The organism is Nocardia colli, from assembly GCF_008704205.1.
In the GTDB taxonomy this organism is placed as follows: domain Bacteria; phylum Actinomycetota; class Actinomycetes; order Mycobacteriales; family Mycobacteriaceae; genus Nocardia; species Nocardia colli.
Genome location: NZ_VXLC01000029.1, coordinates 123239 through 136270, shown reverse-complemented (window position 1 = coordinate 136270; position 13032 = coordinate 123239). Strand labels below are relative to the sequence as shown.

Here is a 13032-nt window from a genome sequence, read left to right as displayed (position 1 = left end):
GGTCAGAGATAACGGGCGACCTGTTCGGCGGCTTCGACCGGATGTCCGGCCTGGATCGGCGCGCCGACGGCGTGGAACTTCCAGACGTCGGCCTCGCGTTGCACCTTGGCCACGACCATGCCGGTGTGCCTGCCGCCGACGCGCAGATTGCCGCCGGTGAGTTCGACGTCGGTCTTGCCGTCGACCAAGCGCCAGAATGCGTTTCGCACTCGTTCGAAGGTATGTCCGGCATAAGAGGTGACAACGAAAACGACCGTCGATGCTTCGGCGGACAACCGGGTCAGGTCGACGTCGATCATTTCGTTGTCGCCTTTGCCGGAACCGGTGAGATTGTCGCCTTGATGACGGACGGACCCGTCTTTGGAAGACAATTGACCATAGAAGGCGGCGTCCATGAGTTCGCGTCCGGAAAAGACCAGGGCCGACGCGTCGAGATCGATATCGACCTCACGGAGCCCGAAGCGGCCGGGTTCGCGGACCGGATCCCAGCCCAATGCCATTTTCACATGCGACAATTCGTTGCCGTCCGCTTTACGCAGTGCCAATTCGGTGGCGAGGCCGAGCAAACCGGTATCGGGCGCCTCGACCGGCGGTTGCGGCGCCGGGGATTTCGGTGTGCGCCCGACCGCGACGCCGTGCGCGGTGACCAGGGCGGCGAAACCGCTGTGGTAGCCGTGGCCGAGCGAACGCAGCCGCCAGTCGGGGTCGTGCCGGTCGAAGTCCATGGCGACGACCGTCGACTCGGAGCCGAGGCCGGTGATCAGGTAGTCGCACAATCGGTTTCCCGCGACATCATCGATGCGCAGCTCGGGGGCCGCGTAATTGCCGAGGCTGTCGCGCTGGTCGTCGAGTGCGACGACGATGCGCACGTGTTCGATATCGGCGGGAATCGCGCGCAGATCGATCGCCAAGGCGCTCGGCCGCCCGTCCTCGCCGGGCAGCAATCGTGCGCCCTGGCCGAGCGGCTGGTTGTAGAAGACGAGATCGGCGTCCGCGCGCACCATGCCGTCCGCGGTGAGCAGCAGCGCGGACAGATCGACGGCCGCGCTGTGCCGGACCGAGACAATGAGGTGCTCGGCTTCGAGCACATTTACCTGCCCCCGAGCCAGTTGCACGGTCATTCATCACACACTACAAAAACAATCGGCGAATACCGGGAACGGCACGCGTCTATTACTGCGGTTGAATAACGCGACCGAAGATTCAGGGTGGAAACGACGAATCGACGCGATTACCAGGCGACGCCGACGGCGTAGCGGGATACCAACCGGCAGCCGAGCCGTTCCTTGACGTCGGGCAGTCCTTTACCCCAGATAAGTCCCTGCTTCCCCTCCGCTACCGCCCAGCCGACGGTCCGGCGGAATGCGTCGAAGTACAGGTGCTTGCGGCCGCCCTCCTCCACCGGCAGCGCGCCCCATCGGTGTACCAGCGGCCAGGTCGGATGATCCAGAATCGTGAAGGCCGCCAACAGGTTTCGATCCGAATCGTGGTAGTGCACGGCCAGCACGTCGGGACGGGACAGCAGCCGGTACAGCCATTCGTCCGGCATGCGCGGCGCCCGGCCCAATCCGTCGTACTTCTCCTCCGTGCGACGGAACAGGCCGACGAGCTGATCGGCGTCCAGGGCCTCGGCGGGGCCGTGGCCGGCGATCAGGTCGTGGTCGCGGGACAACCAGCGGGCCTCGGCACGCAGGCTGCGACGGCGATTCGAGGACAGGGTGCCCAGCCAGCCCGACTCGTCCGGCCAGGCGATGGGGAGTACCGCGGTCGGGTTCACCTCCCGGGTGACCTGCACGGCACCGAGGCCGTCGGCCTGCTCGCGATCGAGCTCGCGCCACAGGGTGGCGAGCACCGCGTGCCGGTAGCGGGTGCGCAGTCCCCCGGCCAGCACGCCGAACAGCTCGGTCTGCCGCGCGGGATCGGCCACCCACCAGCCCGGTTGGCCGGTGCTGCCGGGTGCGGCGACGTTGGCGAGACCGAGCATCCAGCGGGCCGCCGCCATGGCGACGATGTCGGCGCCCTCGTGCACGACCACGATGCCGAACCGGGTGCCGGCGACGGCCAGCACGTCCCATGCCCAGGTCGCGCGGAGTCCGGCCGTCGCGCGCAGCACCTCCCACCAGGGCGGTTCCGGATCACGCCGCGGGTCGAGGATGTCGAGTCGCTGTTTCATAGCGCCTCCCGCGCCTTGATGTTCGTCCGGAGCCTCGGCAATGTCGTCGCGGCGAGCACGGCGTAGGAGGCGACCAGTACCCAGAGCGCCGCCGGTGGTCCGTGCGCGGGCACCAGCAATGCGGCCAGCACTACTACTGCGCCGAATTGTGTTGCGGCACTTGCCGCGGCGATGGTCAGTTCGCGGCGGCCCGCGTTCTCAAGGATGAACAGCGCGAGGCTGACCACCGCGTGGATGGGAATCTCGAAGCAGAGGAGCAGGGCGATAAGTGCTGCGGCGGAGAGGTTTCCGGCGAGCGCTGCCACGACGGCGCAGCCGAGCACTCCGGAGATCAGCGCCGCCGTCAACAGTCGCCGCGCGAGGTCGATGCCTGCTTGCCCGCCCGCACCGCGCAACCGCAGCGACGATACCGGCTGATAGATCCGCAGCAGGTAGAGCGTCAACGATCCGACGACGCTCGAAATCAGCAGTGCCAGATACAAAGTGGTGCTGCTGTCACGTTGATCGCTGAGGGCGAGGACCGCGTACAGCACACCGACGCCCGCGCTGCCCAGTGGCTCGTACAGCCCGAGCATCAATTCGGCGCGCACGATCGCGGCGGTGACTCCGCGTCGCGAGCGGGTCGGCAGCGAGGGCGCTGCTCCCCTGACCGACCATGCGGCGACGCCGAGTGTGACCACGACCAGCAGAGTCAACTCGCCCGCCGGCGAAAGGCCACCGACCGCAACGGCTACCACCGAGGCGGCGAGCAGGACGGCCAAGACCAGAAAACCTCGGCTGTCCCGCGTGGGCCGTCCCGCAGCGCGGTGTACGGCGACGGCGACGGTCATGAGCCCGACGCCCGCACTCCAAGCCGCCGCCAGCGGATAGACCACCACCGACGATCCGGCCGTCACGACCACCAGGAGCACGGCGATCACCAGGGGGACAGCTGCCGTGAGCAACGCGGTCCGCACCACCGCAGCGGCCGTATGCGGCAGTCGCGGAACCAGTTTCAGCACCGCCTTCTCCGGCCCCGAGCTGAGCAACGCGATCCAGGCCGTCGCGCCGACCGCGCTCGCGTACACCGCGAAGCTGTCCGCGCCCCAAATCGCCAGCAGCCCAAGCGCTATGCCGTGGTAGGCGATGCGGAATCCGCCGCGGCCGACGACGAGCGACACCACGGTCCGAGCCGCGGGCAGGGTCGACACCATCAACGCGTACGGCCGGCCGCTCGTTGCCGGACGCTCGCCGGGCTTCGCCGCACACTGCCCGAGCGCCGAAGACCGCCGCCGATCCGCTGCCAGAACCGGTCCGGGAGAAGCACGATCGCCCCGGCGAGCAGCAGGTGCACGACGATGAACGCCAGCGCCTCGTTCCGGCTGGCGACGTGGCCGAGCCGCACCGTCATGTGATCGGCCCAATCCCAGCGGTCGGCGAGCGGCCTGCCGCGCAGCAGCTGGAACGCGAGATCCTCGATGCCCGAGAGCATTATGAGGATTCCGGCGTAGCTGACCCGGCGCGTCACCGCGGGTAGCGCGCCACCCAGCCGGAGCATCAGGGCCAGGCAGAGGATCAGCAACGGGACCAGGATTCGCATCCAGGAGTACAGGCGGTTGAAATCGTCGTCCAGAGCAGCGGCGAAGATCTTCGGGACCAGGAAGCAGAACACGACGACAAATGCGCCGAGCGCGCATATTTCGACCAGTCGGCCACGCCGGAACCAGTGCGGTTGCAGGCTGGCGATCGTCTCGGCGGCCAGCACGAACGGGATCAGCGAGGCCAGTAACGTCCAGATGTTCTCGATGCTGTGCTGACGGCCGGATACCCACCACACGAATCCGGCGGCGACCACCGCCAGGGTCGCCAGGATAGTGGTACGCACCGCGGGACTCATGCCGCACCGCTCAGGTCGAAGCGCAGGGTGGCGCGAATGGACGCGGCAGCGGCGGCTGCCTGATCGGGGTCATCGGCGACAACTACGAAGTGCCCCAGCTTATTTGCCGCATTGTGGTACGGAAGTACCTCTTGTCCGGCGCTCGCGAAGAGGACCAGCTCCACCAGTTCCGGGACGGCCGAGGCAGCGTCGGCACCGATGACTTCGGTGACCACGCCGGGATGGTCGGTATAGAGGACCTCGGATATCGCTGCGCGCGAACAAGTCTGGGTTACGTCGGCCGGGTCGCCGGTCGCCGCGGCGATCGAGGCCGCAACGGTATCCACGCCGTAGGCGTGCCGGACCAGCTCGCCCAGTCCGTTGCCGCCTACTCGAGCACCCATCTCGATCAAGCGCATTCGGCCCGCAGGATCGATCAGCAGGTCGATGGTCAGTGGACCTCGTTCATAATCCAGCTCGGCGACCAGCGCGTTCAACACTTCGGTCAGCTCCCGTTCTTGTTCGGCGGCGAGGTCGGCGGGCACCCGATGTGCGGTGGTGACGAAGTGCGGTGCGGGGGTCATTGTTCGCGCGCTCACCCCGACGAACGCGATCTGCCCGTGGTCAACGAATGCCTCTGCGCTGTAATGGGTTCCGGCCAGGTATTCCTCGACGATCACGCCGCCGTCGCTGGCGAATCGCGCTGCCTCCCGCGCCGCGGCCGCGATCTCGGACGCGTCGTCGCACACCTGGATGCCTCGACTGCTCTGCGCGTCCAGGGGTTTCACCAGCACCGGAAACCGCAGGGCCGCGGCCTGAAGCGCCAGTTCGCCGTCCGCGACTCCGGCGACGTAGCCGTAGCTCGCGAAACCCAGTTGATCGCACACCGCGCGGAAGCACGACTTGTCCTGCGACGCACGGACCGCCGCCGCGGACAGATCGGGTAGCCCCCACTGCTGAGCCAGCTCGCGCTGAGCAGGCAGTCCGGTGTCGCTGGCCGGCGAGAGCACGCCGACGATATCGGCGCGCCCATCCAGTTCCGCCGCGATGAGCTTCGGGTCGCGAATACTGGCGAGCACGAACTCGTCGGCCAGTGGTCGCGCCACGGTATCGCCGCGCCGGTCGACACAGATTGTGCGATACCCGAGTTCGCGGGCGCGACGATAGGTGGACGCCGAACCGTCTGCGCCACCGAGGATCACCAACGTGCCCGTCATCGTGCACTCCCGCCGACGCTGATCCGCTCCAGTTGCAGCCGATCCGCCGCGTCGATGGCGAGGTCGGACTCGCGCACGTAGTACAGCGCGCGGCCGTCGCGGCTCGACGCCATGACCGAATAGCGCAGCAGCAGAGCCATTGCCGGAAGCATCGCCAACTGCACCGGCAGCACCGCCGCGGCCGCCCCGAACACGCCTAGTAACAGCAGCGCGACGATCACGCCGACGCACAACAAGAATGCGGCCCCGGTCGCCAACGCAGTCGAATGCCCGACGTAGAGATCGAGCGCATGCCGAGCCAGCCGGAGAACCGTGAATTTGGACGATCCCGCTCGACGCGCCTGATGCGCTGTCCGCACGGTGACATACCGATCGGTGACCGCAGGCAGCGATGCCATGAAATATGGTGCCGGGCGGCGTAATTCGACAATCCGTCGGGCGACACCGGTACGCACCAGCCGGAACGTCGTCGCACCCGGCGGCAATTCGATGCCGAGAACACGGCGGGCGATCAAGTCCGACACCGCCGATCCCCACCGCCGCAGCACTGGATCGTCGCGCTGATCACGGACCCCGAAGACCGCGTCCACCCGATCCGACGCCGCATCGATCAACTTGTGCGCCTGATTCGGATGACCCTGGAGGTCCGCATCCACGTGCAGCACCCACGGTTTCGTCGCGTACTTGTAGCCCGCCGAGAACGCGGCCTCGAAGCCGAAGTTACGGGCGAACGAGATGTAGTGCACCCGTTCGTCCTCGGCCGCGATGCCGGTGATCAGCGACAGCGTCGCGTCGGTGCTCCCGTCGTCGACGAACAGGACCTCGACGTCGTGCCCACCGAGCTCGCCCACGATCGCCTCGTGCGCCGCAACGATATTGGCTTCCTCGTCCCGGCACGGGACGACCACGGTCACGCTGAACATCGCGAACGATGCCGTCACGCCGTGGCCGTCTCGCACGGTTCCGGCGCGACCCAGTGGGTGCCGCGGGTCTCGATGAACCATTCGATGGTGCGCCGCATGCCGTCCTCGAGCGGCAGCAGCGATTCGGGGTCGACGCCGATGGCGGGCAAGGTCATCGGATCCGCCCGGACGGTGTCGCCGGGGATCTCGCCGGGCCGCATCGGCAGGTCGACGATCGGCACGCGCGCATAACCCAGCTCGACGCACTGGTCGATGATCAACTCCGCGACCGACCGGATCGATTGCGATCGACGCGGGCCGACCTCCATCACCGCATCGGGCACCACGCCGTCGCCGGCCGACTCCAAAGCCGAAACCAGCACGCGTGCAACGTCGCCCACCCACACCATGTCGGAGAGCTGGACTCCGCCGCCGTAGAGCTCCACCGGCATGCCGGACAGCGCACGGCAGATCACCGCCGGGGTGAACTTGCGCACCTTGCCCTCGCCGAACGGCGCGGCCGCGGTCTGCCTGGGCCCGTAGGCGTTGACCACCCGGACATTGGTGACGCGGGTGCCGCGATAGGCGTTGAACATGTGCACGAAGCGCTCGACGGCGGTCTTGGAGATGGAGTAGCTGTTGTTCATCCAGTGATTGCCGACGCAGATGTACACGCCGGGCAGCTCGTATTGCGCGACCGCTTCCAGAAAGTTCAGCCCGCCAACGAGATTCGTCTCCGCCGCCGGGCGCGGCTGCTTGATCGTCTCCTGCGTGCCGAGCACGGCGGCGAGGTGGATGATCCCCTCGCAGTGCGCCGCGAGTTCGGTCATCGAGGTCGAATCGCGGATGTCGCCGAGCATGACCTCGTACGGATGCCGGCGTGCGTGCCGTCGATGGTCGAAGATCACCGGCTCGTGGCCGCGGCGCACGAGTTCTTCGCAGACATAGGAGCCGATGAATCCCGACCCACCTGTGACGCCGACCTTCATTCTGTTGTACCACCTAGCGCTATCTATCCGGCTATCCGTCGGTAGTGCCGACAAACTAGCCGCGTGTGTCCACATTATCCGGATTTTGTCCCGATCCGCGCAGCCGCGGATGACGCGCACGGAGATGTGCGACACAGCCTAGAGAGCGCCGAAAGCCGCCGAAAGCCATAGTTTTCGGGGGGTTCCGATCACGCCGAGACCGGTCGGTCAGCGAGGTGAGCGCACCTCCTCGGGATGCTCGGCGACATGTTTCTTGGCCGCCGGATAGTTGGCTTTGCCGCTCGGTTGCCGCATCACCTCGTCGACGATCCAATAGGCGCGCGGCGCTTTGTATCCCGCGACCTTGGTGCGCACGTGCGCGTCCAACTCGGCCAGATCGAGCCGAATTCCCTTGCGCGGCGCGATGACCGCGGCCACCGAGGCGCCGAACCGCTCATTCGCGACGCCGACTACCAGGGCGTCGAACACGTGGGGCGACGACTTCAACGCACCCTCGACCTCTTCCGGAAACACCTTCTCGCCGCCGGTATTGATGCACTCCGAACCGCGACCGAGCAGGGTTACCGTGCCGTCTTCCTCATAGCGGGCGTAATCGCCGGGCACGACGTAGCGCGTGCCGTCGATCTCGATGAAGATCGTCTCGGTCTTCGCCGGGTCCTTGTAATAGCCGATCGGCACATGTCCGCGCCGGGCGATCCGGCCGACCGCGCCCGGCCGCACCTCGATCAGCGCACCGTCGTCGTCGATGAGCGCGGCCTGCGCGTTGAACTTCACCCGCGGCCCCTCGGTGTGGTCGGAGTCCTTGGTGACCACCGCCAGTCCGGTGCCGCCGCTCTCCGAGGACCCGATCACGTCGGTGATGAACAGATTCGGGAACAGCTCGAGGTACTGCTGCTTGATCGAGTGCGAGAATAGCGCCGCGTTGCTGCTCAACGCCCAGAGCGACGACACGTCGTACGTCTGCTCGCGGTAGGCGTCCAGCAGGGGGCGCGCCATCGCGTCGCCGGCTACCGCCAGCACGTTCACCCGGTGCCGCTCGACCGCCTGCCACACCGCGTGCCCGTCGAACTGCGGCACGTAGACGACGGTGCCGCCGGAGTTCAGCGCGATGAACGACGCCCACTGCGCCGCACCGTGGATCAGCGGCGGCAGCGGCGCCATGACGATCCCGGCCGGACCGGATTTCGCGCCCTCGGCCAGCTCCCACTCGTCGGTGACGTATTCACCGGTGACGTGGTTGATGCCGCCGCCGAGGGTCCGCCACACGTCCTCGTGCCGCCACATCACGCCCTTCGGGAAGCCGGTGGTGCCGCCCGTGTACAGCAGGTAGAGGTCGTCGGAGCTGCGCGGCGCGAAGTCGCGCACCGCCGCCTCGCCGGCCAGCGCGGCCTCGTACTCGGTGCCGCCGTAACGGCCGTAGTCCCGGTCGGTGCCGTCCTCGATGACGATGACGTCGGTGAGCAGCGGGGTGTGCGGCAGCACCTCGGCGACCACGTCGGCGTAGGCGCGTTCGTGCACCAGCGCCTTCAGGTCCGCGTTGTCGGCGATATAGCGGACCTCGTCGGCGACGTAGCGGTAGTTCACGCAGACCACGGCCGCGCGCAGTTTGTAGGTCGCGAACATCGTCTCCAGCGCCTCGATGGAGTTGCGCGAGTAGACGCCGACGTGATCGCCCTTGCCGATGCCGCGGGTGGCGAGGTGGTGCGCCAGCTGGTTCGCACGGTTGTCGAGCTCGCGGTAGGTGATCTGGCGGTCCCCGCAGATGACGGCGATGCGGTCGGGCACCGCGTCCACCGCGTGTTCGAGAAGGTCAGCGACGTTGAAGGCCATGGGAGTCAAAATAGAACTGGTTCTAGTTTTTGACTATGAAACTGGCAGTGGCAGACCAAAGTTGGCAGCTTCCTGTCAGGTTCGGCCCGAATCCCGGACACCGTAGATCAACATAGGCTGGGGGCATGTCGATTCAGAGTCAGCTCGAACGAATCTTTGTGGGTCTCAACGCATCCCTGTATCGGGTCAGCGGCGGGAAGCTCGGCGGCAAGATGGGGCAGGCGCCGATCCTGTTGCTCAACACCGTCGGGCGCAAGTCGGGTCAGCGGCGCACGTCGCCGCTGCTGTACCGGCAGGACGGCGACCGCTACCTGGTCGCCGGGTCACATCGCGGGGCCGCGACGCATCCCGGGTGGGTGCTGAACCTGCGCGCCAATCCGGAGGCGGAGGTCGAGATTGGGAAGAAGACGATCCCGGTCACCGCCACCGAGATCCCCGCCGCCGAGCGCGACGCAGCCTGGGCCGAGCTGGACGCCATGTACGCCGGTTACGCGGACTACCGCACCAAGACCGACCGGACCATCCCGATCTTCGCGCTCACCACCCGCTGAATCGGGGCGGCACGGCCCGCGACTCGGAGAGTATGCCCAGCTCGGCCGCGCGCACGCCGAGCTGGAAACGCGTCGCGACACCGAGGCGCGTCATGATGTCCGCGACATATCTGCGGTAGGTGCGCAGCGACACCGAGAGCCTGCGCGCCGCCGCCTCGTCCTTCAGTCCCGTACTCAGCACGGCGACGACGGCGAGCGTCAGCGCATCGAACTCCGTGAGCTCTCGGCCGTCGCGCATTTCCCCTCCAAAGACATCGTGCATTCCATTCATGGAATACACCGTCGACGCCGGCCGCAGTACCACCAATCCCGCTGACCAGACATCTGGGGATCCCCATCCGACCCGCAGCGGGCCACATTCCCCCAGGTGAGCGGTGCGACACGGGCGTAGCTATGACACTCACCTAGCGTTCGTCACGTTGGTGTCATACCGTGGGGTGAACGCAGCACCCGACCGATGGGGATCTCGCATGACCGTCGAGCAGAACACTCGCGCACTCGAACAGGACATCGTCACCGACTTCAGTTCCCGCCTGAGTTATGGCGGGTATCTCGACCTGCCGACGCTGCTCAGCGCGCAGCACCCGGTCAGTCGGCCGCAGCACCACGACGAATTGCTGTTCATCATCCAGCATCAGACGACCGAGCTCTGGCTCAAGCTGATCCTGCACGAAACCCGTGCGGCGCGTGCGGCTTTCGAGGCAGACGACATCGGAGTCGCGCTCAAGTGCATTGCCCGGGTGAAGCACATCCAGAAGACGCTCACCGAGCAGTGGTCGGTGCTCGCGACATTGACGCCGACCGAGTACGCCCAGTTCCGGGACTGCCTGGGCAACTCGTCGGGGTTCCAGTCGTATCAGTACCGGGCCGTGGAATTCATTCTCGGCAACAAGAACGCGTCGATGCTGAAGGTATTCGAGGCGGATCCGGTCGCGCACAAGGAATTGCACACGCTGCTGCACGAACCGAGCCTCTACGACGCGTTCTGGCAGCACGCGGCGCGGATCGGGCTCGAGGTGCCCCGGTCGACGCTGGATCGGGATGTCACGAAGGCCTACGTTCTCGATCCCGATCTACTCCCGCTGGTGAAGTCCATTTATGAAGCCCCGGAACACAATTGGTCGGTCTACGAGGCCTTCGAAGAGCTGGTCGACCTGGAGGAGAACTTCCAGCTGTGGCGGTTCCGGCACATGCGCACCGTGCTGCGCACCATCGGCACGAAGCGCGGCACCGGCGGGTCGAGCGGGGTCGGGTTCCTGCAGCGCGCGCTCGACCTCACCTTCTTCCCCGAATTGTTCGCGGTACGCACCGAGATCGGACGTTGACGACATGACCACCGCCCCGGAAGATTTCCCCACGCGCGCAACGGTTCTCGACACGGCCGACCCGCTGCGCGACTACCCGAGCCGCTTTCTCGGCAGCGAGGATCCGGAGATCGTCGCCTATCTCGACGGCAACTCACTCGGCCGGCCCACCCGCGCGACCGCGGATCGCCTCGCCGCCTTCGTCACCGAGGCGTGGGGTGGGCGGCTCATCCGCGGCTGGGACGAGCAATGGTTCGACCTGCCGGTGCGGATCGGCGAACGGATCGGCGCGTCGATCCTCGGCGCGGCCGCCGGTCAGACCATGATCGGCGATTCGACCACGGTGCTGCTGTACAAGATCGCCCGCGGTGCGCTGGGGTTGCGCCCCGGGCGCACCGAGATCGTGCTCGATCGCGACAACTTCCCCACCGACCGCTACCTGCTGGAGGCGATCGCCCGCGAGCTGGACCTGACGCTGCGCTGGATCGAACCGGAGTTCACCGGCGGCGTCACCGCGCAGGACGTCGCCGATGCCGTCTCCGAACGCACCGCGCTGGTCGTGCTCAGCCACGTCGCCTACCGGTCCGGATATCTGCTCGACGCCCCCGCGATCTGCGCCGCCACCCATGATGCCGGCGCTTTGCTGCTGCTCGATCTGTGCCATTCGGCGGGCGCGGTGGAGATCGAACTAGATTCCTGGGGAGTCGATTTCGCCGTCGGCTGCACCTACAAGTATCTGAACGGCGGTCCCGGCGCGCCCGCGTTCGCCTATGTCCGCACCGAGCATCTCGCCGATTTCACCCAGCCGATCTGGGGGTGGATGGGGCGCGAGAGCCCGTTCGAGATGGCGCAGGGATATGTTCCGGCGCAAGGGATCCGGCGGGTGATCAGCGGCACGCCCGCGATCATCGGCATGCTGCCGATCGAGGACACCCTCGACCTGATCGACGAGGTGGGCATGGCGGCGGTGCGGACGAAGTCGGTGGCCCTCACCGAGTTCGCGCTCGAACTCGTGCGATCCTGGTTGGTGCCGCTCGGCGTCTCGGTGTCGTCACCGACCGACCCGGACCGCCGCGGTGGCCACGTGACGATCGACCACCCCCAGTTCAAGGAGATCACCGCACGATTATGGCAACGCGGCGTCATCCCGGATTTCCGGCCGCCCCAAGGCATCCGGATCGGCCTGAGCCCGCTGAGCACCACCTACGCCGAGGTGCTCGCCGGGGTGGCGGCGATCCGCGATGAACTCACCGCGCGCTGACCTCGCGGGCGCGGTCCTCGACGATATCGATTCGCGGCCGGGCAGCGCGACCTCGCTCGCCCGGACCGTGCTCGGCGCCTACGTCCGCGATCTCGGTGGCTGGATCGCGATCGCCGACTTCAGCGCACTGCTGGCCGGGCTCGGGGTGCCGGAGCAAAGTACCCGGACGGCGGTCACACGGCTGAAGAGCAAAGGGGTGCTCGACGCCGAATCTCGCGGTGGGCGCAGCGGATACCGGATCACCGACGCCGCGGAGGCGATGTACTCCCGCGGCGATCCGCGCATCTTCGGGTTCCGGCAGATGGCCGACGGCGATGCGTGGCACCTGATTTCGTTCGGCATCCCCGAATCCCAGCGGGCCGCACGGCATCAGCTGCGCCGCCGGCTGTCCTCGATCGGCTGCGGGACGGTCTCGGCCGGACTGTGGATCTGCCCAGAATATCTGGCGGCGGAGGCGTCCGCGATCGTCTCGGCGCTGGAGCTGGACGAGTACGTGACCTCTTTCCGCGCAACGGAACTCACGGTGCCGGGCACGCTGCGCGCGGCGGCGGCGCAGTGGTGGGACCTGCCCGCGCTCGCCGAGCGGCATCGCGCGTTCCTCGATCATCACCGCGACCTCGTCGCCCTCGAAAAGCTCACCGACCGAGCGGCCTTCGATCGCTTCGTGCCGCTGCTGGACGAGTGGCGGATCATCCCGTATCTCGATCCCGGCCTGCCCGAGGAGATGCTGCCCGCCGACTGGCCCGGGCTGGACAGCGTGCGGCTGTTCGCCGACGCGCAACGGCGTTGCCTGGAGCCGAGCCGGCGCTGGGCGCGGGCCGGAATCGGCGCGGAAATAAACGTAGGACGATAATCCTCGGAATTCGAAATCTCTTGGCACCCAGTACCGTAATGTACTGCTCCGCGCCGTGCGACTGGGCTGAGCACGTGCGCTTATAGCTGCTTCCCAT

13 protein-coding genes are annotated in these 13032 nt (G+C 67.1%); 4 read left to right on the top strand and 9 right to left on the bottom strand.

Annotated elements, in window-relative coordinates:
• Positions 1–2: 2 nt before the first annotated feature.
• The 8 genes from F3087_RS39425 to F3087_RS39390 all read right to left on the bottom strand — a co-directional run bounded on the left by F3087_RS39425 (position 3) and on the right by F3087_RS39390 (position 8966).
• Positions 3–1121 (bottom strand): TerD family protein, encoded by a 1119-nt coding sequence (locus tag F3087_RS39425; protein ID WP_150407263.1) that lies wholly within the window; start codon positions 1119–1121, stop codon positions 3–5.
• 110 nt (positions 1122–1231) lie between these two features.
• On the bottom strand, positions 1232–2173 hold the full coding sequence (locus F3087_RS39420; RefSeq protein WP_150407262.1) for a GNAT family N-acetyltransferase: 942 nt from the start codon (positions 2171–2173) through the stop codon (positions 1232–1234).
• A complete protein-coding gene (locus F3087_RS39415; protein WP_150407261.1) occupies positions 2170–3363 on the bottom strand; it encodes a hypothetical protein in 1194 nt (397 codons plus the stop codon). The genes F3087_RS39420 and F3087_RS39415 overlap by 4 nt, the downstream gene beginning before the upstream one ends.
• Before the next feature lie 2 nt (positions 3364–3365).
• Positions 3366–4037, bottom strand: coding sequence for a hypothetical protein (locus F3087_RS39410; RefSeq protein WP_150407260.1), 672 nt, complete (start codon positions 4035–4037; stop codon positions 3366–3368).
• Between the two features lie 8 nt (positions 4038–4045).
• Positions 4046–5245 (bottom strand): ATP-grasp domain-containing protein, encoded by a 1200-nt coding sequence (locus F3087_RS39405; RefSeq protein ID WP_150407259.1) that lies wholly within the window; start codon positions 5243–5245, stop codon positions 4046–4048.
• Positions 5242–6186, bottom strand: coding sequence for a glycosyltransferase family 2 protein (locus F3087_RS39400; protein WP_223885694.1), 945 nt, complete (start codon positions 6184–6186; stop codon positions 5242–5244). The genes F3087_RS39405 and F3087_RS39400 overlap by 4 nt, the downstream gene beginning before the upstream one ends.
• A complete protein-coding gene (locus tag F3087_RS39395; protein WP_150407258.1) occupies positions 6183–7136 on the bottom strand; it encodes an NAD-dependent epimerase/dehydratase family protein in 954 nt (317 codons plus the stop codon). The genes F3087_RS39400 and F3087_RS39395 overlap by 4 nt, the downstream gene beginning before the upstream one ends.
• A gap of 207 nt (positions 7137–7343) precedes the next feature.
• Entirely contained in the window at positions 7344–8966 is a 1623-nt protein-coding gene (locus F3087_RS39390) for an acyl-CoA synthetase (protein ID WP_150407257.1), read from the bottom strand.
• 125 nt (positions 8967–9091) lie between these two features.
• On the opposite strand from F3087_RS39390, the gene F3087_RS39385 reads away from it, so the two are divergent.
• Entirely contained in the window at positions 9092–9517 is a 426-nt protein-coding gene (locus F3087_RS39385; RefSeq protein ID WP_150407256.1) for a nitroreductase family deazaflavin-dependent oxidoreductase, read from the top strand.
• Here the strand turns inward: F3087_RS39385 and F3087_RS39380 are convergent.
• Entirely contained in the window at positions 9504–9755 is a 252-nt protein-coding gene (locus tag F3087_RS39380) for a helix-turn-helix domain-containing protein (RefSeq protein ID WP_223885693.1), read from the bottom strand. The genes F3087_RS39385 and F3087_RS39380 overlap by 14 nt on opposite strands.
• Before the next feature lie 232 nt (positions 9756–9987).
• Here F3087_RS39380 and F3087_RS39375 point away from each other — a divergent pair, with 232 nt between their 5' ends.
• From F3087_RS39375 to F3087_RS39365, 3 genes are read left to right on the top strand one after another with little or no spacing between them, the layout of a single operon-like run.
• Positions 9988–10842, top strand: coding sequence for a tryptophan 2,3-dioxygenase (locus F3087_RS39375; RefSeq protein ID WP_150407255.1), 855 nt, complete (start codon positions 9988–9990; stop codon positions 10840–10842).
• A gap of 4 nt (positions 10843–10846) precedes the next feature.
• Complete coding sequence (locus F3087_RS39370; RefSeq protein WP_150407254.1) at positions 10847–12082, top strand: kynureninase; 1236 nt, start codon at positions 10847–10849, stop codon at positions 12080–12082.
• Positions 12063–12935, top strand: coding sequence for a PaaX family transcriptional regulator (locus F3087_RS39365; protein ID WP_150407253.1), 873 nt, complete (start codon positions 12063–12065; stop codon positions 12933–12935). The genes F3087_RS39370 and F3087_RS39365 overlap by 20 nt, the downstream gene beginning before the upstream one ends.
• Positions 12936–13032 lie beyond the last annotated feature (97 nt).

Bases quoted from the DNA above. Each gene is read 5' to 3' on its own strand.
- F3087_RS39405 (WP_150407259.1), bottom strand. From the start codon at position 5,245: ATGACGGGCACGTTGGTGATCCTCGGTGGCGCAGACGGTTCGGCGTCC.
- F3087_RS39385 (WP_150407256.1), top strand. From the start codon at position 9,092: ATGTCGATTCAGAGTCAGCTCGAACGAATCTTTGTGGGTCTCAACGCA.
- F3087_RS39380 (WP_223885693.1), bottom strand. From the start codon at position 9,755: ATGCGCGACGGCCGAGAGCTCACGGAGTTCGATGCGCTGACGCTCGCC.
- F3087_RS39390 (WP_150407257.1), bottom strand. From the start codon at position 8,966: ATGGCCTTCAACGTCGCTGACCTTCTCGAACACGCGGTGGACGCGGTG.
- F3087_RS39375 (WP_150407255.1), top strand. From the start codon at position 9,988: ATGACCGTCGAGCAGAACACTCGCGCACTCGAACAGGACATCGTCACC.
- F3087_RS39420 (WP_150407262.1), bottom strand. From the start codon at position 2,173: ATGAAACAGCGACTCGACATCCTCGACCCGCGGCGTGATCCGGAACCG.
- F3087_RS39425 (WP_150407263.1), bottom strand. From the start codon at position 1,121: ATGACCGTGCAACTGGCTCGGGGGCAGGTAAATGTGCTCGAAGCCGAG.
- F3087_RS39395 (WP_150407258.1), bottom strand. From the start codon at position 7,136: ATGAAGGTCGGCGTCACAGGTGGGTCGGGATTCATCGGCTCCTATGTC.
- F3087_RS39365 (WP_150407253.1), top strand. From the start codon at position 12,063: ATGAACTCACCGCGCGCTGACCTCGCGGGCGCGGTCCTCGACGATATC.
- F3087_RS39370 (WP_150407254.1), top strand. From the start codon at position 10,847: ATGACCACCGCCCCGGAAGATTTCCCCACGCGCGCAACGGTTCTCGAC.